11 protein-coding genes are annotated in these 25535 nt (G+C 71.4%); 9 read left to right on the top strand and 2 right to left on the bottom strand.

The window, feature by feature from the left end; translation table 11 throughout:
* Positions 1–160 precede the first annotated feature (160 nt).
* From VFA06_RS03525 to VFA06_RS03510, 4 genes are all read left to right on the top strand, one after another.
* A complete protein-coding gene (locus VFA06_RS03525; RefSeq protein ID WP_324838916.1) occupies positions 161–1165 on the top strand; it encodes an ABC transporter ATP-binding protein in 1005 nt (334 codons plus the stop codon).
* Positions 1162–2526 (top strand): ABC transporter permease, encoded by a 1365-nt coding sequence (locus tag VFA06_RS03520; RefSeq protein ID WP_324838915.1) that lies wholly within the window; start codon positions 1162–1164, stop codon positions 2524–2526. The genes VFA06_RS03525 and VFA06_RS03520 overlap by 4 nt, the downstream gene beginning before the upstream one ends.
* 12 nt (positions 2527–2538) lie before the next feature.
* Positions 2539–5304: an alkaline phosphatase family protein gene (locus tag VFA06_RS03515; RefSeq protein ID WP_349260034.1), complete on the top strand. Its 2766-nt coding sequence runs from the start codon at positions 2539–2541 to the stop codon at positions 5302–5304.
* Between the two features lie 197 nt (positions 5305–5501).
* Complete coding sequence (locus VFA06_RS03510; protein WP_324838913.1) at positions 5502–7106, top strand: dolichyl-phosphate-mannose--protein mannosyltransferase; 1605 nt, start codon at positions 5502–5504, stop codon at positions 7104–7106.
* Positions 7107–7122: 16 nt separating this feature from the next.
* On the opposite strand, the gene VFA06_RS03505 is transcribed toward VFA06_RS03510, so the two are convergent.
* Positions 7123–7530: a hypothetical protein gene (locus VFA06_RS03505; protein ID WP_324838912.1), complete on the bottom strand. Its 408-nt coding sequence runs from the start codon at positions 7528–7530 to the stop codon at positions 7123–7125.
* Positions 7531–7736: 206 nt separating this feature from the next.
* Between VFA06_RS03505 and VFA06_RS03500 the strand changes: the two genes are divergently transcribed.
* Genes VFA06_RS03500 through VFA06_RS03480 form a run of 5 tightly spaced genes read left to right on the top strand, consistent with a single transcriptional unit; the run spans position 7737 to position 24683 of the window.
* Positions 7737–8525 (top strand): electron transfer flavoprotein subunit beta/FixA family protein, encoded by a 789-nt coding sequence (locus VFA06_RS03500; RefSeq protein ID WP_324838911.1) that lies wholly within the window; start codon positions 7737–7739, stop codon positions 8523–8525.
* A gap of 15 nt (positions 8526–8540) precedes the next feature.
* Positions 8541–9485, top strand: coding sequence for an electron transfer flavoprotein subunit alpha/FixB family protein (locus tag VFA06_RS03495; protein ID WP_324838910.1), 945 nt, complete (start codon positions 8541–8543; stop codon positions 9483–9485).
* Positions 9482–11131, top strand: coding sequence for an acyl-CoA dehydrogenase family protein (locus VFA06_RS03490; RefSeq protein WP_324838909.1), 1650 nt, complete (start codon positions 9482–9484; stop codon positions 11129–11131). Before VFA06_RS03495 ends, VFA06_RS03490 begins: the two co-directional genes overlap by 4 nt.
* A gap of 10 nt (positions 11132–11141) precedes the next feature.
* A complete protein-coding gene (locus VFA06_RS03485) occupies positions 11142–19151 on the top strand; it encodes an SDR family NAD(P)-dependent oxidoreductase (RefSeq protein WP_324838908.1) in 8010 nt (2669 codons plus the stop codon).
* A complete protein-coding gene (locus VFA06_RS03480; protein ID WP_324838907.1) occupies positions 19152–24683 on the top strand; it encodes a carboxyl transferase domain-containing protein in 5532 nt (1843 codons plus the stop codon).
* Here VFA06_RS03480 and VFA06_RS03475 read toward each other — a convergent pair.
* On the bottom strand, positions 24634–25488 hold the full coding sequence (locus VFA06_RS03475) for a 4'-phosphopantetheinyl transferase family protein (RefSeq protein WP_324838906.1): 855 nt from the start codon (positions 25486–25488) through the stop codon (positions 24634–24636). The genes VFA06_RS03480 and VFA06_RS03475 overlap by 50 nt on opposite strands.
* Positions 25489–25535: the final 47 nt, after the last annotated feature.

The raw sequence follows: 25535 nt of genomic DNA, 5'->3' as shown, positions 1-25535 counted from the left end.
ACCCGCTGAGCGCTCCTGACAGCCCGTCAGGTGTGTAAGGCCTCGTTCGTGTCCGCCGGTTTCTCTTCCGTTCCCTCACCATTCAACCGACTCAGGTCCCTACGTCATGTGACGTGCCTACGTTCCTGGGGGCTGGCCGAGGGAGGGGCGTGAGGGACGCATGGAGACGAGCGTTGCGATACGGGGCCGCGGGATCACCAAATGCTTCGGTGACGTCGTCGCGCTCGACCGCATCGACCTGAACGTCCCGCACGGCCAGATCCACGGGCTGGTAGGGCCGAACGGCGCGGGCAAGACGACGCTGCTCGGGCTGCTGCTCGGCCTGGCGGTCGCCGACGAGGGGCGCCTCGAGATCCTGGGCACGCCGGTCGGACGCGCGCTCGCGGCCCCGGACGGCGTCGCAGGCTTCGTCGACGGCCCAGGGCTCTACCCCACGCTCACCGCCCGGCAGAACCTGGCCGCGCTGGCCGCGCTGCGCCGCCGCGACGCGCGTGCGGCCGGGGCCGGCGACGTGGCCGACGTGCTGGACCAGGTGGGGCTCACCGAGGTGGCCGACGACAAGGTCCGCGGCTTCTCCCTCGGCATGCGCCAGCGGCTCGGCCTGGCCGCCGCGCTGCTGAGCAAGCCGCGGCTGCTGGTGCTCGACGAGCCCTCCAACGGGCTCGACCCCGCCGGCAAGAAGCATGTGCGCGGCGTGCTCGGCCGCCTCGCCGCGGACGGCACCACGGTGATCCTCTCCAGCCATCGGATGGACGACCTCGAGGCGCTGTGCTCCGAGGTCACCATTCTGGCGACCGGACGCGTGGTCTTCTCCGGGCCGCTGAGCAAGCTTTCCGCCGAGAACAGCGAGCTCGACTACCGGCTGCGCACCTCGGACCCGCAGGCCGCCCGCACCGTGGCGCTCGAGACCTCCGGCATAAGCGTCATCGAGGGCTCCGACGCCGTCAACCGCCACGACACCGAGGTGCTGGTGGTGCGCGCGCAGGTGCCCGCCCTGGACGAACTGGTGGCGCGGCTGGTGCGGGCGGACGTCGCAGTGCGCGAACTCGCGCCGGTCATCTCGCCGCTCGAGGCCGCATTCCTCGCCCTCACAGAGCACGAACAAACGGCTCAGGAAGAAACAGCGCACGAAGAAACAGCGCGGGAAGATGAGGCCGACCGATGACCGCGACGATCGCCGAAGCACCTGTCGCCGGCGCCCGGCCTCCGGCCGCGAGCCCGGTCCCGGTCTCCCGCGCGTACCGCTTCGAACTGGTCAAGCAGTTCTCCCCGTGGCGGGTACGGCTCCTGATCCTGGCCTGCTGGCTCGGCCCGGGGATCGCGGTCTTCGGAATCAACCAGCAGAGCAATCTGCCCTCTGACACCCTCTTCGGCCGCTGGATGCACACCACCGGCTGGGCCGGGCCGCTGGTGACCCTCGGCTTCTCCGGAACCTGGGCGCTGCCGCTGCTCACCTCGCTGGTGGCCGGCGACGTGTTCGCCTCCGAGGACCGGCTCGGCACCTGGCGGCACCTGCTGGTCGCGGTCCGCTCGCACCGCCGCATCTTCGCGGCGAAGGCGCTGGCCAGCCTCACCGTGATCCTGCTGCTCGTGGCCGGCCTCGTCGCGTCCGGCATCGTCGGCGGGCTGCTCGCGGTCGGTAACAAGCCCCTGATCGGCCTCGACGGTCACGCCCTCGCCCCCGGCGACGCCGCCGGCAAGGTCCTGCTCGCCTGGGCCTGCGCGCTGGCCCCGACGCTGGCGCTGGCGGCCATCGGGCTGCTCGGATCCGTCGCGCTCGGCCGCTCGCCGATGGGCCTGCTGCTGCCGGTGATCGTCGCGTTCGCGATGCAGCTGGCGCAGATGCTGCCGCTGCCGGTGGCCGTACGCCTGGCGCTGCCGGGTTACGCCTTCATCTCCTGGAACGGCCTGTTCGCCCAGCCGCAGCAACTCAGCCCCCTGCTGATCGGGGTCGCGGTCAGCCTGGCGTGGGCCGTCGTCGCGACCGCGCTGGCGTACCTGCTGTTCCTGCGCCGGGACTTCACGAACCTCACCAACGACGGCACCGGGCGCAGGGCCCTGACCGTCGGCGCGCTGCCGCTGGCCGGCCTGCTCGCGGCCACGATCGGCCTGCTCGCCGTCTCGACCGGCGCCACCGGCTCCGGCATCGATCAGGACAAGGTGCAGCAGTCGGTCGCCACCGCGTTCGGCCACCTCTACCGGCTGCAGGAGCAGCAGCTGCACCGTCCGGCGGTCACCGAGGCGCAGCTGCAGACGACGGCCTCGTGCGCCAAGAGCGAGGGGCTGGCCGCCCAAGAAGGGCCGGGCAACGACTGGCGCTGCACGGTCACCTGGCACATCCCCGGCGTCGCGATCACTGGTCAGGCCATCTACCAGCTCGACGTCACCGCGAACGGGCGGTACATCGCCGACGGCGATGGACCGAAGGAAGTTAACGGCTACTTCCTGGTTCAGACCCCTGATGGGACTGCGCCGAACCCGCTGTGGCAGTTCGACGGCAACGTTGATCTGCTTCCTTCTCACTAAAGGAATGACTCAATGCAGGTAACGCGCCGTAGACGGCCTGTCGGGAAGTCTCAGGGTGTTCCCGACGGCCAGCGTGGCCGACGAAGCTTCACGAAGGCCGGTGTGGCCTCGGTCGCGCTCGTCTTCACCGGTGCCAGCATCGGTTACGCGTCGACCGTGCAGTTCGGCACCCAGCATGTCAGTGAGCTGACCGGCAAGGGCGAGGTCATCTCGAGCGACCAGTACATCAAGCCGATCGGCACCCGGCTGGTCATCAACCAGGGCAAGATCATGGGCGCGACGGTCAGCCCGGACGGCACGCACGTGGCCGCCACGGTCGCCGACGGCGGCGTCGCCCTGGTCGTCATCGACCTGCGCAGCTACCAGGTGGAGCAGGTCATCGGCCACAACACCACGGCGAACCTGCAGATCAGCGGGAACGACGTCGGCCAGACCTCGCCGACCTACTCCCCTGACGGCAAGTCGCTGTGGATCGGCCGCACCGACGGCTACACCAAGTTCGACGTGGGCTTCGGCGGCCTGCTGTCCAACCCGGTCGACATCGCGATCCCGGCCAACGGCGCCGAGCACGCGCTGTCGGCCAAGGCGGTCTTCTCCGCGGACAGCTCGACCGTGTACGCGGCGGTCAACGGCCAGAACCGCGTCGTGGCGCTCAACGCGGCGACCGGCGCGATCGAGCAGAGCTGGAACACCGGCATCGCGCCGCGCGGCATCGTCCTGGTCGGCGGCAAGCTCTACGTAAGCAACGAGGGCGGCCGCACCGCCGTCGCCGGCGACACGACCATCAACTCCTACGGCACCAACGTGCCGGCGAACCCGCAGACCGGTTCCTCCACGACCGGTACGGTCAGCGTCATCGACACGGCGAACCCGTCGGCGGCCGTCGGCAGCATCGCCGTCGGCCTGCACCCGACCGCGGTGTACGCGGCCGGCAGCACCGTGTTCGTGGCCAACACCAACAGCAACACCGTCTCGGTGATCGACACCACCAAGAACAAGGTGGTCCAGACGATCTCCACCCAGCCGTGGCCGGAGGCCTCGGTCGGTTACGAGCCGGACGCGATCTCGCTGACCTCCGACGGCCGCCTGCTGGTGACCCTCGGCCGGGCGAACGCGGTGGCGGTCTACCGCTTCACCTCGGCGCACGAGCCGGTCAGCTACGTGGGCCTGCTGCCGACCGACTACTTCCCGGCGGAGGTGGCCACGGTCGGCAACCAGATCGTGGTCGCCAACACCCGCGGTGTCGACGCGCTGCGCCCGACCGTCGCGGCCGGCCACAACACCCACGACACCACCAGCAGCCTGACCCGGTTCACGCTCCCCAGCGACCAGGCGATCCGCAGCTACACGGGCAAGGTCTTCCAGTACAACGGCTGGACGCCCGGCTCCGTGCAGTACGCCAGCGGCAACGGCAACAAGAAGCCCGTTCCGGTCCCGGCGCGGATCGGCGACCCCTCGACGATCAAGCACGTGTTCCTGATCGTCAAGGAGAACCGGACCTACGACCAGGTCTTCGGCGACCTTCCGCAGGGCAACGGCGACTCCACGCTGACCCAGTACGGCGAGGCGGTCACGCCGAACCAGCACGCCCTGGCGCAGCAGTTCGGCCTCTACGACAACTTCTACGACGTGGGCACGAACTCCGCCGAGGGTCACAACTGGCTGATGCAGGCGGACGACCCGGAGTACACCGAGTCCTCCGCCGGTGAGTACCTGCGCAGCTACGACACGGAGAACGACGTCCTGGGCCACCAGGAGTCCGGCTTCATCTGGAGCGGGGCGCAGGCCGCGGGCAAGAGCGTCAAGGACTACGGCGAGTTCCAGTCGATCGAGAACAAGCCGGCCGGCGGAACCTGGCAGAACTACTACTGCGACGCCAAGACCATGGCCGCCACCGGCGCCCCCAGCGCCTACCCGATCCAGGTCGGCTCGGCGATCCCGTCGCTCAACGCCGTGTCGGTCCCGGGCTTCCCGCTGTTCGACACCACGGTGCCGGACGTGTACAAGGCCCAGGTCTGGAAGCAGGACTTCGAGAAGAACGGCCCGGCCAACCTGAACATGTTCTGGTTGTCCAACGACCACACCGGCGGTTCGGCCAGCCCGGCCGCGCAGGTCGCCGACAACGACCTGGCGACCGGCGAGATCGTGGACGAGATCACGCACAGCAAGTACTGGAAGGACTCGGCAATCTTCATCGTCGAGGACGACTCGCAGGCCGGCCTCGACCACGTGGACGGCCACCGCGCCCCGGTCCAGGTCATCAGCCCCTGGGCCCAGCACGGCGTCGTCGACGACCACTACTACTCGCAGATCACGATGGTCCGCACCATCGAGCAGATCCTCGGCATCCACCCGATGAACCAGCTCGACTCCGCGGCCACCCCGATGACCGACGCGTTCACCTCGAAGCCGAACTACGCGCCGTTCAACGCCGTACCGAACCAGACCTCGCTGACCCTCGGCGTCTCGCCCCAGCCGTCCTGCGGCTCGGACGTGCCTCCCGGCCAGACCTCCTCGTCCGTCGCAAAGGCGAACGTAGCGGCGACGGCCGTGCCGTCCGCCGAGGCGTCCGTGGCGGCCCTGTGGAAGGCATGGGCGTCGCACCAGCACCTGACCGGTCCGGGCGCCGTTCCGGACTACGCCAACCCGGAGCAGATGAACCGGTACGTCTACTACCAGACCACCGGCTGGACCAAGCCGTACCCGGGCGACAAGAAGATCTACGCCCCGAACGAGGTGCCCGGTGGCTTCCTGCCGTCCGCGGACTCAGACAACTGAGACCTCTTCGGACGGATGCCGGTGATCACTTGATCGCCGGAACCTGATACCGCTGCACCGAGACGCTCGGCCGGATCTCCCGGCCGGGCGTCTCCCTTTTCACGGGCTTTCATCGCCGCCGCGAGCCTGTCTGCGCGTCTTCCTCAGCAGACGGTTCGGGGGCTGACGAACGAGCGGCCGCGTCCTACCATCCCGCGGTGACCGAGACCGGAACCGAGGACGAGACCGGGGACGTCGCCGCCGGCGGCAAGCGACTGCGCCGGCGGCTCTGGGCAGGCGGACCGCGCGACGCGGTGGCTGCGCTGGCGGCCAACGCCGCCGTGCGCGGCTGGGCAGGACCGCTGTCGGTCACGGCGCTCGGCGCGTGGTTCCGGTTCGCCGAGCTGGCCAGGCCGCAGGACGTCGTGTTCGACGAGACCTACTACGTCCCGCAGGCCTTCGGCATCCTGCGCTTCGGCGCTGAGCACGCGGTCAGCAATTCCACCGACAGCGAGATCGCCGGCGGCAAGACCACTGACATCTTCGTCTACGGCGGCCAGTTCTCCGCGCATCCGCCGTTCGGCAAGATCCAGATCGCGGCCGGCGAGTGGCTGTTCGGGCTCAACCCGTTCGGCTGGCGGTTCGCCACCGCGCTGGTCGGCACGCTCAGCATCCTGCTCCTGGCCAGGATCCTGCGCCGGATGACCGGCTCCACGCTGCTCGGCTGCGTCGCGGGTCTGCTGCTCGCCCTCGACGGCCTCGAGCTGGCGATGAGCCGGACCGCGATGCTGGACATCTTCGTGATGTTCTGGGCGTTGGCCGGATTCGGCTGCCTGGTCGCCGATCGGGACCAGATGCGCGCACGGCTTCAACACCCGCAGAATGCAACCACCGCAGATCACGTAGACGCTCGCGACCCGAATTCGACGCAGGGCGTGCGCTGGTGGCGCATCGGCGCGGGAGCTTGTCTGGGTCTTGCGACCGCGTGCAAGTGGAATGGCCTGTTCTTCCTGATCGGGTTCACGTTGCTGAGCATCGGCTGGGAGTATGCGGCGCGGCAAGCGACCCCGCGCAGGGCCGAGTCCGTTCGTGCCGCCGCGTCCACGCTGGCCATCGTCTGGTTCACGGCCGCCGAGGCGTACCTCCTGACGTGGACCGGCTGGTTTTCCTCAAACATCGGCTGGGACAAGTACTACGCGCAACAGCACGGCGTGCGCACGCCGGTCGTCTCGGCGCTGTATTCACTGTTCGAGTACCACCGCGAAATGCTCTCGTACAACGTCGCGCTGGCCACACCCAACGCCTACCAGTCGCGGCCGTGGACCTGGCCGCTGCTCATTCATCCGGTCCGGCTCTACTACGCGGCGCCGCAATACGCGGAGAGCGGCTGCCAGCAGACCGGTGGCTGCGTGCAAAACGTGCTGGCCGTGGGTACACCGGCGATCTGGTGGGTCGCGATTGCGGCGCTGGCCGCGGTCCTGGTGTGGTGGCTGCGCAGCCGCGACTGGCGGGCCGGCGCCGCGCTCGCGGGCGTGGCGGCGGGATGGCTGCCGTGGTTCGCGTTCGCCGGACGAAGCCAGTACTCGTACTACGCGGTCTCGTTCGAGCCCTTCGTCATCCTGACGCTCACGCTCTGCCTCGGCCTCGTCCTCGGTCAGAAGGGGGCGCCGCGCTGGCGCCGTGTCACCGGCGTCGCGATCACCGCCGGATACCTCATCGCGGTGGCGGCGAACTTCGCGTACCTGTACCCGATCCTGACCGGTGAGCCCATTTCCCACGCCGCCTGGCTCGCGAGGCTGTGGTTCTCCGGCTGGTTCTACTGAGCGCGAAAACGCCGCGCTAGTTGAAGGTGATCGGGCCGCTGATGTCGCGGGCCTGCACGACGTTCCCGTGGATCCGTGCCTCGCCGCTGATGGTGTTGGTGACCTGCCCCGCGTGCTCGAGGGTTTCGGTCATCCAGGCCCGAAGCGCTTCGGCGACCGCCGGATCGAGCCGCGCCTGCGCGATGAGGTGCTCGGCGGTTTGGGCGGCGGCGGTGTGGTCGCCCGTCGCGGCCTGTTCCAGTGCGTTCTGAGCGGAATGGGACCGCTTGAAGGCGCGGCGTGCGAGCGCGAGCAGGCCGCTCCATGCGCCCTTGCCAGCTTCGCCGGCCGCGGCTCGCACGATCAGCGCGGTAAGAGCATCGACCGATAGCGGATCCATCAGTGGACCATCCTCCCCAACCTGACAACCCGTCAGCTGAATCACGTACAGCGTAAGCCGGATCCCACGTGATCGGCTGGGCGTCGCGGCGATCGGCGGACGGCGCGTGGTGCGGCGAACGGCGCGATCCGGCAGTCACATGCCGGGCAGTGACAAAGGTCCCGACGAGACCGGGAATCAGGACCCTGTAGGCGATTCGGCCCGCTGGCTACGGTCGTGGAATACCGCCGTAGTCCACAGGGAGCCGGCAGATGAAGATCCTGTGCCTGGTCAAGTCAGTGCCCGCGTCCACCGTCGACGCCGGCTTCCGCGCCGATCTCACCCTCGACCGCGACAGCGTCGAGGGACAGCTTTCCGAGCTGGACGAGTACGCCGTCGAGCAGGCCGTCCGGCTCGCCGAGGCCGGGCTGGCGCAGCAGGTCACCCATGTGACCATGGGACCGTCCGCGGCCTCCGCCGGCCTGCACAAGGCCCTGGCCATCGGCGGTGACGACGCCGTCCACATCCTCGACGACGCGCTGCACGGATCCGACGCCCGGACCACCGCGCTGGTGCTCGCCGCGGCGGCGGAGCGCTGCGGCTTCGATCTCGTGCTGTGCGGCATGGGTTCGACCGACGCGGAGATGTCGGTGGTCCCCTCCATGGTCGCCGAACTGCTCGGGCTGCCCGAGCTGGCGTTCGTCTCCGAGCTGAGCCTGGAGGCGGGCACCGTGCGCGCCACCCGGCGCACCGACCGCGCGATCGAGCAGGTGGCGGTCGCGCTGCCGGCCCTGGTCTCGGTCACCGACCAGATCGGCGAGGCGCGCTACCCGACCTTCCGCAACATCGTCGCCGCGCGCAAGAAGCCGGTGCAGGTCTGGACGCTGGCGGACCTGGGCCTCGACCCGGCGCTCGCCGGGCTGGCCGGCGCGGCCACCGCGGTGCGCGAGATGAGCGCCCGGCCGCCCCGCGCCGCGGGCACGGTCATCGCCGATTCGGACGCCGCGGCCGCGGCGCTGGCCGACTTCCTGGCCGATCGCAAGCTCCTTCCGCACCCCTAGCTCTGAGGACCCGCCATGCCGTGCTGCCTGGTATTCGCCGAACGCGTCGGGAACGACGACGTCGCGACATCAACCCTCGAACTGCTCACGTTGGCCCGGCGGCTCGGCGAGCCGATCGCGGTGGTCGGCGGCGATCCGAGCGAGAAGGTGATCGACCGGCTGGGCGCGTACGGTGCGGCAGCCGTCTACATGTATGACAACGCCGCCGACGATCCGGCGGCGCAGGCGCGCCTGCTCGCCGAGGTCGCCCGGCGGGAGGGACCGTGCGCGGTGCTCATCGCCACCGGTCCCGAGGGCAAGCGGCTCGCCGGCCGGCTGGCGGTGCGGCTGGACTGCGGGATCATCACCGACGCGGTGGACATCGAGCCCGGGCCGGTCGCGGTCCAGTCGGTGGGCGCCGGCGCGTGGCGGGTGCGCAGCGCGGGGCTGGGCGCGACGGTCGTGATCACGGTGCGCCCGAACTCTACGAGCCCTGAGATCGCCGCGACGACGCCGAAGGTGGAGCGGATCGAAGTGGAGGCGAAGGAACAGGACCGGGCTGTGCGGGTGGTTTCGCGCACGCCGCTGGAGGGTGGCAAGCGCCCGGCGCTCACCGAGGCCTCGACCGTGGTCTCCGGCGGACGCGGCGTCGGCTCGGCGCAGGGCTTCGGCCTCATCGAACAGCTCGCCGACGCCCTCGGCGGCGCGGTGGGCGCCTCTCGCGGCGCGACCGACGAGCAGTGGTACCCGCGCGAGTACCAGGTCGGGCAGACCGGCAAGACGGTCTCCCCGCAGCTGTACCTCGCCGCCGGGATCTCCGGCGCGATCCAGCACCGCGCGGGCATGCAGAGCTCCCGCACGGTCGTCGCCATCGACACCGACCCCAAGGCGCCGATCTTCCAGGTGGCCGACTTCGGTGTGGTGGGCGACCTGTTCTCGGTGATCCCCGCGCTGCTCGAAGAGATCGGGAAGCGGTCGTGAACGCGGCGGCGAGCACCACGGGACTGGACGCCGCCTCGCTGGGCCTGATGCTCGAGGCGCTCGACGACTTCACCGAGAACGCGCTGCCGTGGGAGCGGCGGCTGGAACTCGACCACGAAGACGTCTGCCCCGAGCAGACCGTGCGCGCGATGTGCGGCGAGGACCTGGGCGTGCAGCTGGCCTTCTTCCCGGAGGAGTACGGCGGGATGGGCGGCGGCGCGTTCGACTCGTACCGCATCTGCGAACGGCTCGCCAGGATCGACATCGGCCTGGCGACGTCCGTGTTCGCGACGTTCCTCGGCTGCGACCCGATCCTGTTCGGCGGCACGCCGGAGCAGAAGAAGCTCTGGCTGTCGCGCATCTGCGCCGACGGGGCCCTCTTCGCCTACGGCGCGACCGAGCCCGAGGCCGGAAGCGACCTCGGCGCGCTGCTGACGACCGCGACACCGGTCGACGGCGGCGGCGCGTACCGGCTGCACGGGCGCAAGCAGTGGATCAGCAACGGCACGATCGCGGACGTGTACACCGTGCTGGCGCTGACGCCGGGCGGGCCGTCCTGGTTCGTGGTCGAGAAGGGCGCGCCCGGCTTCTCCAGCGCGCCGCCCGAGGACAAGCACGGCATCCGGCTCTCCAACACCGCGGCGCTCTTCCTGGACGACGTCGTGGTGCCGGCCGAGAACCTGGTCGGGTTGAAGGAGGGGCGCGGACTGGTCCAGGCGCAGCTGGTGTTCGGATACACCCGCGTCATGGTCGCCGCCTTCGGCCTGGGCGGCGGCTGGTCGGCGCTGGACCGCGCGATCGAGTACTCGACGAACAGGGTGCAGGGCGGGGCCGCGCTGTGCGAGAAGCAGGGCTACACGCACAAGCTGATCGTCCCGCACGCGGTGCGGCTCGAAGCGGCCCGCGCGTTCCTGGAGGAGACCGCGGCCGCGCTGGACTCCGGGGCCGGCGGGCTCAACACCGAGGGCGCGATCGCCAAGTACCTGGCGACCGAGGCGGGCGACGCGGCGGCCGACGCCGCGATCCAGGCGCACGGCGGGTACGGCTATACGCGTCCTTACATGGTCGAGAAGATCAAGCGGGACGTGCGGATCACCCGGATCTACGAAGGCACCTCCGAGATCATGGAGATGACCATCGCCCGCGACCGCTGGCAGAACCACCTCAAGACCGGGGGCGCCTACTACCGCGACGCCGCGGCCGCCATGCGCGAGTTCGGGCCGCAGCAGGGTGCGCACACCGCGGCTCTCGCGCTCGCCTGCCTGGCCGCCGTGCTCGACGCGTGCCGCGTCGGCCGTCTCACCCGCAGCCAGCACGTGCTGCTGCGCTTGGGCGAGCTGATCGCCTACGCCGAAGGCTCGGCCGCGATGGCGCGCCGGGCCGCGGCCGCCGGGGCGGGCACGCTCGGCGCCAAGGCGGACCGGCGGTTCACCCCCGACGTCCTGTCCGCGATCAGCCGGATCTTCGCGCGCGAGGCGGCCATGAAGGTCGCCGAGGAGGGCGCGCGCCTGGTCGCCGGCGCTCAGGAACAGGGCTCTGATCTCACGGCGCGGCTCCCGCTAGACGAGGTGCGGGGCGCACAGGCCGGACTGCTCGCGGACATGGACCTCGTCGCCGACGCGCTCTACGAGCGCACCAAGGGCTGAGGGCAGGACGATGGACGTTTACACCCGCGAACCGATCGCGGTCGTCGGCATGAGCGCGATCATGCCCGACGCCGCCGACCTTGCGGCCTTCTGGGCCAACCTGACCGCCGGCCGCTACTCGATCGGCGACGTACCGGCCGGCCGCTGGGATCCGGAGCTGTTCTACGACCCGGATCCGGCAGTACCCGACAAGACCTATTCGCGCATCGGAGGATGGGTGCGGCAGTTCGTCTGGGATCCGCTGGGCTGGCGCCTGCCGGTGCCGCCCGCGGTCGCCGAGCAGCTCGACGACGGCCAGAAGTGGGCCGTCGCCGGGGCGCGCGCGGCGCTGCTCGACGCGGGCTGGCCCTCGTGGACGGTCGATCCCGAGCGCGTCGCCGTCATCCTGGGCAACGCGATCGGCGGGGAGAAGCACTACGACACGAACACGCGCCTGTCCTTTCCCCAGTTCGCCCGCTCGCTTTCCACCGCGCCGTCGTTCGCAGCCCTCGATGTCGCGGTGCGCACGGCGGTGATCGAGGAGACGCGGCGGGACTTCCTGGCCGGGTTCCGGCCGGTGACCGAGGACACCATGCCAGGCGAGCTGTCCAACGTGCTGGCCGGGCGGGTGGCGGCTCTGTTCAATCTGCGCGGCCCGAACTTCACCACGGACGCGGCCTGCGCCTCGGCCCTGGCCGGGGTGGCGTCGGCGGTACGCGGACTGCAGGCCGGCGACTACGACGCGGCGGTCACCGGCGGCGTGGACCGCAACATGGGCGCGAGCGCGTTCATCAAGTTCTGCAAGATCGGCGCGCTGTCGGCGACCGGGACCCGGCCTTTCGACGCGGGCGCGGACGGCTTCGTGATGGGCGAGGGGGCCGCGCTGTTCGTGCTCAAGCGCCTCGCCGACGCGGAGCGCGACGGCGACCGAATCTATGCGCTGATCACCGGCATCGCCGGTTCCAGCGACGGCAAGGGCAAGGGGATCACCGCGCCGAACCCGGTCGGCCAGCGCCTGGCCGTGGAACGGGCGTGGCGTGACGCCGGACAGGATCCGTGCTCGGCCACGTACGTCGAGGCGCACGGAACCTCCACGGCGGTCGGCGACGCGGTGGAGCTCGGCGTTCTCGACGAGGTCTTCCTGAAGGCGGGCGCCGCGCCGGGCTCGATCGCGCTCGGCTCGGTGAAGTCGAACATCGGGCACCTGAAGGCCGCGGCGGGCGCGGCGGGGCTGGCCAAGACCGTGCTCAGCCTGCATCACCGGACGCTCGCGCCAAGCCTGCACTTCGACCGGCCGAATCCGGGCGTGGACTGGGCGGCGACGCCGTTCCGGGTGAACACCACGCTGCGTGAGTGGCCTGATCCGACCGGCGGGACTCCTCGCCTCGCCGGCGTGAGCGCGTTCGGGTTCGGCGGCACGAACTTCCATGTGGTGCTGGAGGAGTACGTGCCCGGACAGCACCGGCCGCAGGGAGCCGCGCGCTCGTTCGCGTCTGCCGTACCGGCGACTTCCACGGCCACGACCGCTGTCGCCTCGTCGGCAGCCGTCACCGCGCCGACCATTACCGCGCCCACCAGCTCGCCCGCATCCGCGCCCACGCCGACCGCTCCGTCCTCGGCGGCTCCCGCACGCACGGCGCCGATTGCCGCTCCTCCCGCGCGCATCACTCCCCCGCCGGCCAACATCGCGATGGTCGCCGGGCGCGACGACGCCGAGGTCGTCAAGGGCCTGAAGGCGCTGCGCGCGCCCGCTCCTCCCGACGCCGCCAAGGCCGCCGCCCCGGTGCGGGTCGCGATCGCCTACACGGGCAAGGAGGACCTGGCCGCGAAGGCCGCCAAGGCGATCCAGGCTTTCACCGCGCCCGCGATGTGGCGCGCGCTGCGGTCGCAAGGCGTCTTCCTGGGCCGCGGCGCTCCGGGGAAGGTCGCGTTCCTGTACACCGGGCAGGGCTCGCAGTACGTCAACATGCTGGCTCAGCTGCGCGAGAGCGAGCCGATCGTCGCGGACACGTTCGCCGAGGCCGACGCGATCATGACGCCACTGCTCGGCCGCCCGCTCAGCTCGTTCATCTACGGCGCCGACACCGAGGCGCTGGAACTGCGGCTGCTGCAGACCGAGATCACCCAGCCCGCCGTGCTCACCGCCGACCTCGCGCTCACCCGGCTGCTGGCCTCGTACGGATTCACCCCCGACCTGGTGATGGGCCACAGCCTCGGCGAATACGGCGCGCTCGCCGCCGCCGGATCGCTGAGCTTCGCGGCGGCGCTCGAGGCGGTCAGCGCGCGCGGACACGAGATGGCGTCGCTGGAACTCGAGGACAACGGGGCGATGGCCGCCGTGTTCGGGCCGCTGGAAGAGATCGAGCTGATCGTCTCGCGGGACCCCGGGTACGTCGTCATCGCCAACATCAACAGCACCAAGCAGGCCGTCATCGGCGGCGGCACCATGGATGTCACGCGGGCGATCGCCGCGTTCCGGGCGGCCGGTATGACCGCGACCCGGATCCCGGTCAGCCACGCCTTCCACACGCGGATCGTCGCCCCGGCGAGCGAACCGCTCAAGGCCGCGTTGCGGCGGTTGAACATCGCGCCGCCGCAGCTGCCGATCGTCTCGAACGTGACCGGCCGCTTCTACCCGGCGGACGCGGGCGTGGAGACCATGCTCGACCTGCTCGGCCGTCAGGTCGCCTCGCCGGTGCAGTTCATCGCCGGTCTGCACACCCTCTACGAAGCCGGGGCGCGGGTCTTCGTCGAGGTCGGTCCGAAGAAGGCGCTGCAGGGCTTCGCCGACGACGTGCTCGGCTCGGCGCATGAGGATGTGATCGCGTTGTACACCAACCATCCCAAGACCGGCGACCAGACCTCGTTCACGAACGCGCTGGCCGGTCTCTACGCCGCCGGGCTGTATGCGGGCTCTGCTGAGCCGCAGGCGGAGGCGGCGCCGAGGCACGCGGAGCTTTCCACGCCGCAGCGCGATACCGCGACGGCGCAGGGCACGCGACTTTCCACCACCGCCTACGCCGAGCTGGGCAAGGTGTTCGCCGAAGCGATCGAGCAGGGCCTCAGGCTGTTCAACGGCGAGACCCCGCAGGCCTCCAGCTCCGGCGCGGCCACCTCGCCCGCCGAGCCGTCCGCGGCGAGCGAACCGGTCGCCGTGACCGGTGCCGCGCTGGGCCTGCCCGGCGTCGAGCGGGTCTTCGACGACGCGAACGTGGCGCGGATCCTGGCCGGGCAGCAGTTCATCGGCAGCGTGCCGCGGGCGGTGCGCAGCGCGATGGTGGACCGGCGCATCACCCGGCTGGTCAAGCGCGCCGCCGGCGACCCGACCTTCGAGAGCATCGACGACGAGGCCGAGGTCATCAAGCTGGCCGGGCGCAACGCCCCGCTGGACGTGGTGGCTGAGTTCGGCGTCGACGCCGAGCGCGACGCAGCACTCGACGTATCCACAAGGCTGGCCGTCGGCGCGGGCTTCGACGCACTGCGTGACGCCGGCATTCCGCTGGTCATGCACTACCGGACCACCACGCTCGGCACGCGGCTGCCGGACCGCTGGGGCCTGCCGGAGTCAATGCGCGACGACACCGGAGTCGTGTTCGCCTCCGCGTTCCCGGCCTATGACGCGTTCGCCGCAGACCTCGAGCACTACTTCACCGACCGCGGCCGGCGCGAACAGCTCACGGCGCTGCTGACCGTGCGCGACCGCATCGCCGAGACGGACCCGGCGCGTAAGGAGGCTGACGTGCAGATCGCGCGGCTGCGCGAGCTGCTGGCGGCCGAGCCCTACCGGTTCGATCGCAGGTTCCTGTTCCGCGCCCTGTCGATGGGCCACTCGCAGTTCGCTGAGATCATCGGCGCGCGCGGGCCCAACACCCAGGTCAACGCGGCCTGCGCGAGCACCACGATGGCGCTCGCGGTGGCCGAGGACTGGATCCGCACCGGGCGCTGCCGCCGCGTGATCATCGTCTCGGCCGACGACGCCACCAGCGACGCGCTGCTGCCGTGGATCGGCTCGGGATTCCTCGCCTCCGGGGCCGCGGCCACCGACGAGTCGGTGCAGGACGCGGCGCTGCCCTTCGACCGGCGCCGGCACGGCATGATCGTCGGAGCCGGGGCCGCCGCGCTGGTGGTCGAGTCCGCGGAGGCCGCCCGCGAGCGCGGCGTGCAGCCGATCTGCGAAGTGCTCGCCACCGTCGTCGCGAACAGCGCCTTCCACGGCACCCGCCTCGACGTGGACCACATCTCGCAGGTCATGGACCAGCTGCTGCGCCAGGCCGAAACCCGGGGCGTGCAGCGCGACCAGATCGCCGCGCACACGGTGTTCGTGTCGCATGAGACTTACACCCCGGCCCGCGGCGGCAGCGCGGCAGCTGAAATCAACGCTCTGCGACGCACCTTCGGGCCACGGGCAGACGAGGTCGTGATCACCAACACCAAGGGCTTCACCGGGCACGCGATGGGCGCCGGCATCGAGGACGTCGTCGCGGTCAAAGCCCTGGAGACCGGCATCGTCCCGCCGGTGCCCAACTTCAAGGAGCGCGACCCCGAGCTCGGGGACCTCAACCTGTCCCTCGGCGGCGCCTACCCCGTGCGCTACGCGCTGCGGCTGGCCGCCGGATTCGGCTCGCAGATCGCGATGTCACTCCTGCGCTGGACGCCCATGCCGGACGGCCGCCGCCGCGCGCCGACCGAGCTCGGCTACGCCTACCGCATCGCGGACCCGCAGGCCTGGCGCGGCTGGCTCAGCTCCGTCAGCGGCAGAGCCGAAGCGCGCTTGGAAGTGGTGACCCGGCGCCTGCGCGTCGCCGAGGACATCACCGCGGGCATGACGACAGCACCCGTGGGCACGATCGCGCCCGCGACCGCACCCGAACCCGACCTGGTGATGGACGAACCGCGGATCGAACCGGCCGTACCCGAACCAGTTTCGCAGCGGCCTGACATCGGCACCGGTGCAGGCGCCGCCACCGACGAGGTGGCCACGGCGGTCGTCGAGATCGTGTCTCAGACCACCGGCTACCCGCCGGAACTGCTCGAACCCGACCTGGACCTCGAAGCCGACCTCGGCGTCGACACCGTCAAACAGGCCGAAGTCTTCGCCGCCGTACGCCGACGCTTCCACCTCGAACGCGACGAAAACCTGCGCCTGCGCGACTTCCCCACCCTCAACCACGTGATCGACTGGGTCAAGCAGCGGACCGGCACGCCGGAGCAGGAGCCTGAGACGGTCGTGATCCCGATCACGTTCGCCGAGCCGGCCGCCGAGGAAGCGGTCACGCCGGAGCCGGTTTCACAGGGAGCTGACACCGACGAGGTGACCACGGCCGTCGTCGAGATCGTGTCCCAGACCACCGGCTACCCGCCCGAACTGCTCGAACCCGACCTCGACCTCGAAGCCGACCTCGGCGTCGACACCGTCAAACAGGCCGAAGTCTTCGCCGCCGTACGCCAACGCTTCCACCTCGAACGCGACGAAAACCTGCGCCTGCGCGACTTCCCCACCCTCAACCACGTGATCGACTGGGTCAAGCAGCGTCAGACGGCTGCGGCGGCGTCCGAGCAGCCAGCGCGAGGCGAGGCCCCGCAGGCCGCGGACGAGCAGGACGTGAACGTGCTGCGGCGGGTGGCGCACCCGGTGGCGCGTCCGGCGCTCGACCTGTGCAAGCCGACCGGGGCCACGCTCGGTTCCGGTAGCCGCGTCGTGGTCATGCCGGATTCCGGCGGAGTCGCCAAGCAACTGGTCTCCCGGCTGGAGAAGGAGGGCTGCGAGGTCGTGCTGCTCTCCCCCGACGGCACCTCAGACGTCACCGGGAGCGTCCAGGGCGTCTACTGGCTCGCAGGGCTCGATGACGAGGGCCCGGTCGAGACGATGGACCTGCCGGCCTGGCGCGCCGCGCTGAACCTGCGCGTCAAGCAGCTCTACCGGCTGATGCGCGCGCTGTACGAGCAGTCGCCGTTCCTCGTCACCGGCACCCGCCTCGGCGGCTACCACGGGTACGACGACGCGGGAGCGAAGGCCGTCATGGGCGGCGCGATCACCGGCTTCGCCAAGGCCTACCGGCGCGAGCAGCCCGAGACCCTCGTGAAGGCCGTGGACTTCCCGCGCAGCCGCAAGACCGCGTGGATCGCGGACACGCTGATCGAGGAGACGCTCAAGGACCCCGGCTGCGTCGAAATCGGCCACGCCGACGCCATGCGCTGGACGGTCGGCCTGACCGAGGAACCGCGCAGCGGCCAGGGCAGTCCGCTCGGTCCGCACTCGGTCTTCGCGGTCACCGGCGCGGCCGGCGGCATCGTCAGCGCGATCGTGGCCGACCTGGCCCGGCACATGCCCGGCACCTTCCACCTGCTCGACCTGGCCGAGTGCCCGGAGGAGGGCGACGAGGATGCGCGGCTGTTCAGCGCGGATCGCGAGGCGTTCAAGCTCGTGGTGGCCGAGCGGCTCAAGGCCCGCGGCGAGCGCCCGACCCCGGTCCTGATCGAGGCCGAACTCTCTCGCCAGGAGCGCAGCAACGCCGCGCGCCAGGCGGTCGACGCGGTGCGCGCAGCCGGAGGAACCGCCCACTACCACCGGGTTAACCTCACCGACGCGGCCGCGGTCGCGGCGACCATGTCCAGCATCCGCGAGCTGTCCGGGCGCGTCGACGTGCTCGTACACGCCGCCGGAATGGAGATCAGCCACGCGCTGGCGGACAAAGAGCCGGCCGAGTTCGACCGCGTCTTCGACGTCAAGGCGGACGGCTGGTTCAACCTGCTGCGCGGCGCCGGCGAGCTGCCGATCGGCACCGTCGTCGCGTTCAGCTCCGTGGCCGCCCGGTTCGGCAACGCCGGCCAGACCGACTACAGCGCCGCCAACGACCTGCTGTGCAAGTGTGTCAGCGGCCTGCGGCGCACCGGCTCGCAGATCCGGGCCCTGGCCGTGGACTGGAGCGCGTGGGCGGGCATCGGCATGGCTTCGCGCGGCTCCATCCCCGCCGTGATGAAGCGCGCCGGGATCGAGCTGCTGCCGGCGCGGGCCGCGATCGACTGGCTGCGCGCCGAACTGACCGAGAGCGGCGAGTCGGGCGAGGTCGTCGCCGCGGGCGCGCTCGGGGCGCTGGCCGCGCCGCCGGACGAGTCCGGCGGCGTGCTGCCAGAGCGGTTCGACACCGCGCAGGCCGGGCCGATGATCGGCACCGTCGAGTCGTTCGGGACCGACGGCCTGATCGTGCGCACGACGCTCGATCCGCTGGGCCAGCCGTTCCTGAACGACCACCGCATCGACGGCACCCCGGTGCTGCCGGGGGTCATGGGCATCGAGGCCTTCGCCGAGATCGCCCGGCTGGCCGCGCCGGACTGGCTGGTCGGGGACGTGGAGGACGTCGAGTTCCTCGCGCCGCTGAAGTTCTACCGGGACGAGCCGCGCGAGATCACCGTGCGCGCGCTGTTGCGCCCGGACGGCCCCGACCTGGTCGCGCAGTGCTCGCTGGAAGCGGAGCGCACGATGCCGCACGCGGTCGACGAGGAGCCGGTGACGATTCGCACGGTCCACTTCACCGGGAAGGTGCGGCTGACGCACCGGCCGGAGCGCAGCGAGCGGGAAGGAGCCCCGCGCCGGGCCGATAGCGCGGTCGCGGTGCCCGCAGCCGATATCTACCGGCTTTACTTCCACGGGCCGGCGTACCAGGTCGTCGCCTCAGCTTGGGGGCAGGACGGCGCCACCGCGGCCGCGCTGGCCGACGGGCTGCCGCCCGATCACGAGCCGCAGCAGTCCCCCACCCTCGCCGCGCCGCGGCTGGTAGAGCTCTGCTTCCAGACCGCGGGCCTGATCCAGGCCGCGCAGGACGGAGAGCTCGCGCTGCCGCGCCACGTCGACCGGGTCCGGGTGTGGCCGGCGAGCGAAGGACCGGCCTTCGTGCGGGTCCAGCGCAGCGGGGAGCACTTCGACGCCTCGGTCCTCGACGCCAAGGGAGGTGTCATCGTCCGACTCGAGGGCTACCGGGCGACGCCGTTGCCCGACCCGGTGCCCGCCGACGTGCGGAACTCGCTGGCCGGGGTGGTCTGAATGCCGGCGATCACCCGACTGGCCATCCTCAACCGGGGTGAGAGCGCGAAGCGCGCGCTGGACGCCGCCGCGGAGCTGGGAGCCGACGAAGGCACGCGGATCACCTCGATCATCGTGCGCACCGAGGCCGACGCCGACGCCTGGTTCGTCGGGCTCGCCGACGAGGCGGTCTCGCTCGGCCCCGCCACGTTCACCGATCCGGTGGACGGGCGGCGCAAGGCGGCTTATCTGGACGAGGAGCGGGTGATCGCCGCGCTGAAGCGGGCCGACTCCGACGCGGTGTGGGTCGGCTGGGGCTTCGTCGCCGAGCACGCGGGCTTCGCCCGCCGCTGCGAGCAGGAGGACATCGCCTTCGTCGGGCCGGACAGCCAGACGATCGCGCTGCTCGGCGACAAGCTGGCGGCCCGCCGGCTGGCCATCAAGGCCGGCGTGCCCGTGGTTCCCGGGGCCACCAGCGACGTGGCCGGCGTGGCGGACGCGGCCGAGCAGGCCGCACGGATCGGCTATCCGGTGGTCTTAAAGGCCGCGGCCGGTGGCGGCGGCCGGGGAATCAGGGTCGTGCGCCAGCCGGAGGCGCTCGCCGAGGCGCTGGACGCCGCGCGCGCGGAGGCGACCCTGGCCTTCGGCGACCCCACGCTCTTCATCGAGCGCCTGGTGCCGCAGGCCCGGCACGTCGAGGTGCAGATCATCGCCGACGACTACGGCAACGTGTGGGCGCTCGGAGTGCGGGACTGCACCGTGCAGCGGCGGCATCAGAAGGTTATCGAGGAGTCCGCCTCCCCGGCGCTGGACGCGGAGGCGGAACGCGCGATCAAGCAGGATGCGATCCTCATGTGCCAGGCGGCGGGTTATCGCAACGCCGGCACCGTCGAGTTCCTGGTGGACACGCAGAGCGGTCGCCATTACTTCCTGGAGGTCAACACCCGGCTTCAGGTCGAGCATCCGGTGACCGAGCGGACCACCGGAGTCGATCTGGTCAAGCTGCAACTGCACGTCGCGCGCGGCGGCAGGCTGGAAGGCGAGCCGCCACCGGCGCACGGCCACGCGGTCGAGGCCCGGCTGTGCGCGGAGGATCCCGAGCGGGGCTTCGCCGCGGCGCCCGGCCGCATCGAGCTGTGGCGGCCCCCGGGCGGTCCGGGGATCCGCGTCGACTCCGGAATCGTCGAGGGCGACGAGGTGGTCCCGGACTTCGACTCGATGATCGCGAAGGTGGTGGCTTGGGGACGGGATCGCGAGGAGGCGCTGGCGCGGCTGCGCCGGGCGCTCGACCAGACCGCGGTGGTGGTGGCCGGCGGCACTACGAACCGGCTGTTCCTGCGGTCCCTGTTGGACCGGCCGGAGCTGCGTGCGGGAGCGGTCGACAACCTGTGGCTCGACGGCCTCGTGGCCGAGGGCGGGCATCTGGCCGCGCCCGAGCCGATGGCCGTGATCCAGGCCGGTATCGAGGCGTACGACATCGATCACGCGGCGAGGGCGGCGGTCTTCCACGCGGCCGCGGCGCGCGGGCGGCCGGAGCGGTCCGGAGACGTCGGCCAACGGGTCCGGCTTCGCTATCGGGGGCGCATGTACGCCCTCGAAGTGTTCCGCACCGGTCCACACGCCTATCGCGTCGCGGTCGGCGACGATGTCGTCGACGTCGAGGTCGAGCGTCAGGGTCCGTATGAACGGCGCGTTCGCTGCGCCGCGGTCACCTGGCGGCTCGTCTGCGTGACGCAGGGTTCTTCTTTCCTCGTGGACGCGGGCGGGGCGACCCACCGGGTCTATCGAGAGGACGGCGGCCTGGTGCGGGCCGAGTTTCCCGCCTATGTCGCCGCCGTGCGGGTCGCGGCCGGCGACAAGGTGGCCGAGGGTGACCCGCTGCTGGTGCTGGAGAGCATGAAGATGGAGGCGACGCTCACCGCGCCGTTCTCCGGGCAGGTCACCGGCGTGGACGTGGTCGCCGGCTCGCAGGTCACGACCGGCGCACCGCTGCTGCGCATCCGCGAGAAGGCCGCGCCGAGCACCGCTCGAACCGGCGGTCTCGCCGACTTCGCCGCACTCGCGTCCACGGACGAGACCGACACCTGGGACTGCGCCGCGGTCTACGGCGCGCTGCACCGGTATCTGCTCGGCTTCGACCTCGACGAGGCGGCCGTGCGGCGCGTCGTCGCGGCGCAGCGCGAGCTGGCCGTGACGCTGCCGGCGGACGACGCGGCGCTGCTGCGCGCGGAGGAGGAGTTCCTCGATCTGTTCGCGGACGTCAGCGGCCTGTATCGCCCGCAGCCGGAGGCCCACGACGGCAACAGCTCCGAGGCCGGCCAGGACGCCAGCGCGCACGAGTATCTGCTCTCGTATTTGCAATGGCTCGATCCCGAACGCGCTGACCTGCCGCCGCGCTTCATCGCCCGGTTGAAGCGGGCGCTGGCGCGATACGGCGTGCACAGCCTGGAACGCAGCCCGCAATTGGAGGAAGCCGTCTTCTGGCTCTACTCCTCGGTGCTGCGCGCGGATCTGCTCGCCCCGACCGCGGCCGCGGTCCTGGAGCGGCGCCTGTCGCGCCACGACGCCCTCGCGCACGCCGCCGGCCCGGGGCTGCGCTCCCTGCTCGACCGGCTGGCCGCGGCGGCCCAATCGCGGCACCCCGTCGTCGCCGACCTGGCGCGTGACGTGCGCTTCCGCTACTTCGACGAGCCGCTGCTCGAACGATCTCTGGCAGGGTTCTACCAGGAGATGGACGAGCATCTCGACGCGTTGGAGGCGGAAGCCTCCGGAGACGACCGGGTCCGGCGCATCGAGCGCCTGGTGCGGTGTCCGCAACCGCTACGCGGCCGGCTGCTGCTGCGCTCGGTGAAGGCCGCCGGCTCGTTCCGCAAGGCCCTGCTCGAGGTCTACATCCGCCGGTTCTACAGCACCAGGTCCCTTACGTCGGTCTCATTCGACGAGCGCGACGACATGGTGCTGGCCACGGCCGACTTCGAGCACGAAGGCGAACGCTTCCACCTGGTCGCCGGGTTCGTCGAGCTGGACGATCTGCACCAGGCCGCGGCGGCGGTCGCGCATCACCTGGCCGGTCGCCCGGGTGCGGACGGCGAGGTCGTCGTCGACCTGTCCACCTGGCGTTCCGGGTTGCGGCCGAGCGCCGACGCGATGGCCGCGCGCATCGCGGACGCGCTGGGCGACTGCGACTTCGGGCGCTGCCCGCGGCGCGTCGAGGTCACCGTGACCAGCGAGAACGGCGACGCCCCGGAATACCGCCGGACCCAGCACTTCAGCTTCCGGCCCCGCGGCGACGGGGCGCCGGGGTTCGAGGAGGACACGCTGCACCGGAACCTGCACCCGATGATCGCCGAGCGGATCGAGCTGTGGCGCCTGGCCAACTTCGAGGTGCAGCGGCTGCCTTCCGTCGAGGACGTCTTCCTGTTCCGGTGCACGGCGCGGGAGAACGCGGGCGACGTCAGGCTCTTCGCGATCGCCGAAGTCAGGGACCTGACGGCGGTGCGCGACGAGAGCGGCCGCGTCGTCTCGCTGCCGCGGCTGGAGCGGATGGGCCTGCAAGCGCTGGCGGCGATGCGGCAGGCCATGGTCGGACTCGATCCCGGCAGGCGCCCGCAGAACAACCGCATCGTGCTCTACGTGCGGCCGCCGTTCGACGTGCCGCGCGAGCTGTGGCGCGAGCTGGCCCGCCCGTTCGCCCCGCTGGCGGTCGGCGTGGGCTTGGAGAAGGTCGTCATGCGCGTGCGGATCCCGCAGGGCGACCGGCTGCGCGACGCGGTGCTGCACCTGGAGGGCGTGGGCGGCGAAGAAGTACTCGTGCGCGAATTCCCGGTCGGCGACGCACCCGTCAGCCCGCTGACGCAGTACCGGCAGAAGGTCCTGCGCGCGCAGCGCATCGGCGTCCCGTATCCGTACGAGATCATCCGCATGATCAGCCCCCAGGCCGGGACGCGCAGCGCGTTCCCCCGCGGCGGCTTCGCCGAGTACGACCTCGATGACAACGACGAACTCTCGCCGGTCGAGCGGCCGCCGGGAGCCAACAGCGCGAACGTCGTCGTCGGCCTGGTCACCAACTACACGGCCAAGGTTCCGGAAGGCATGACGCGGGCGGCGATCCTGGGCGACCCGACCCGCGGCATGGGCGCGCTCGCCGAGCCGGAGTGCCGCCGGATCCTCGCCGCCCTGCGGCTGGCGGCCCGGCTGCGGGTGCCGGTGGAATGGTTCGCGGTCTCCTCCGGGGCCCGCATCGCGATGGACAGCGGCACCGAGAACATGGACTGGATCGCCGCGGTGCTGCGCGGGCTGATCGAGTTCACCCAGGCGGGCGGCGAGGTCAACGTCGTGGTGACCGGCATCAACGTCGGTGCGCAGCCGTACTGGAACGCCGAGGCCACCATGCTCATGCACACCCGCGGAATCCTGATCATGGTGCGCACCGGCGCGATGGTGCTGACCGGAAAGCAGGCCCTTGATTTCTCCGGCGGCGTCTCGGCCGAGGACAACCTCGGCGTCGGCGGGCTCGAGCACATCATGGGCCCCAACGGCCAGGCCCAGTACGGCGCGCGCACCGTGACAGAGGCCTGCGGCATCCTGCTGCGGCACTACGAACACTGCTACGTGGTGCCCGGCGAGCGGTTCCCGCGCCGCCGGCCGACGACGGACCCGGCCGACCGCGACGTGCGCCTCGCGCCGCACCACCCGGCCGACGGCTCGGACTTCACGCTGGTCGGCGAGGTGTTCTCGGCGGACCGCAACCCCGAGCGCAAGAACCCCTTCGACACCCGCTCGGTGCTGCGCGCGGTGGTCGACGCCGACGCCGAGCCGCTGGAGCGCTGGCGGCGCTGGCGCGACGCGGAGACCGCCATCGTCTGGGACGCGCACATCGGCGGCATCCCGGTGTGCCTGCTCGGCCTCGAGTCGCACGCGCTGACCCGACACGGCTTCGTGCCCGCCGACGGTCCGCCCGCGTGGACCGCGGGCACGCTGTTCCCGCAGTCCTCGCGCAAGATCGCGCGCGCGGTGAACGCGGCCAGCGGCAACCGGCCGCTGGTGGTGCTCGCCAACCTCTCCGGGTTCGACGGCTCACCGGAGTCGATGCGCCGCTGGCAGCTGGAGTACGGCGCGGAGATCGGGCGCGCGGTGACCAATTTCCGCGGGCCGATCGTCTTCGTGGTGATCTCGCGCTACCACGGCGGCGCGTTCGTGGTCTTCTCCAAGCGGCTCAACCCGTCGCTCGAGATCGCCGCGCTGGACGGCTCCTTCGCGTCGGTGATCGGCGGCGCGCCCGCGGCCGCGGTGGTCTTCGCCCGGGAGGTCGACGCCCGCACCGAGCGCGACCCGCGGGTGGCCGGCGCCTCCCGCACGCGACTGCAGGAGGTCAGGCGGCGGGTGCGCGCGGAGAAGCTCGGCGAGGTGGCCGCCGAATTCGACGGCGTGCACACGATCGAGCGAGCGCTGCGGGTCGGCTCGGTGGACCGCATCATCCCGGCCTCGGGACTACGGCCTTACCTCATCGACGCGTTGGAGCGAGGGATGGCACGTGAGGGCGAACCGCGCTGACCGGGGCGTCGAGCCAGCTGTGCACAGGCGTGGCGGCAGTGAGCGCCGCGATCGCGTCGATGCCGACGGGGGGCGGCGTCGGCGCGGCCGTGGCGACGGTGAGCAGGAAGTCGTTGTAGCGTGCCCACCAGCCGGTGAACGTCCGTGCCCGATCCACGCGCACGGTCAGCGGGCACCAGCCGGAGTCCTCGGCGAACCGAGTTGCGGGCATGGTCACGCTCACCTCGACCGTCCGAGTGTCTCTGCGCAGTCCCGTACGCAGAACCTTGAGTGCACTTTCCTTAGCCGACCACAGCAGATTCGCCCGCAGATCGTCGTCGCGGATGAAGCGGCGCTCGGCCGCGGTGAAGTAGTCGCGCACGAAGGCGGCGCTGCGCGGTTCGACCAACTCCAGGTCGCAGCCGACGGCGCCGGGTTCGAGGCCGAGCAGGCACACCGCCCAGCCGGCCCGGTCGCTCAGCGAGATCCCGACCGGCAGCGCACGGCGGTCGGCCCAGGCTTCCGGTGCGCCGGTCGGGTGGTGCCGCACCTCCAGCAGCGCCGGGTCGAGCGCACAGCCCGGGAGGGCGGCCATCGCCTGCTTGGCGGCCCATCGTGCCGTCTGGAACTCGCGGCGCCGCTTGGTGAAGCGCATCCGCGCGCAGACCTCGGATTCTCGCTCGGAAAGCCAGTCCCCGCCCTGGGGCAGATCCTGCTCGCCGCGCGCGAGCCAGCGCAGCGCCCGCTCCTCGCCCACGTGGCCGCGCCGCGACCGCGGTTCGCGAACCGGGCCGCCCCGGCGATCGGGACTGGCAGCAGTGCTCATGGACGGACTCCCTCCGCGGCGTCCCGTCCACTATCGCGGGATTTCAG

This window comes from Actinocrinis sp. (assembly GCF_035653575.1).
Lineage (GTDB): Bacteria > Actinomycetota > Actinomycetes > Streptomycetales > Catenulisporaceae > Actinocrinis.
This window is presented reverse-complemented; position numbering and strand designations above follow the sequence as displayed.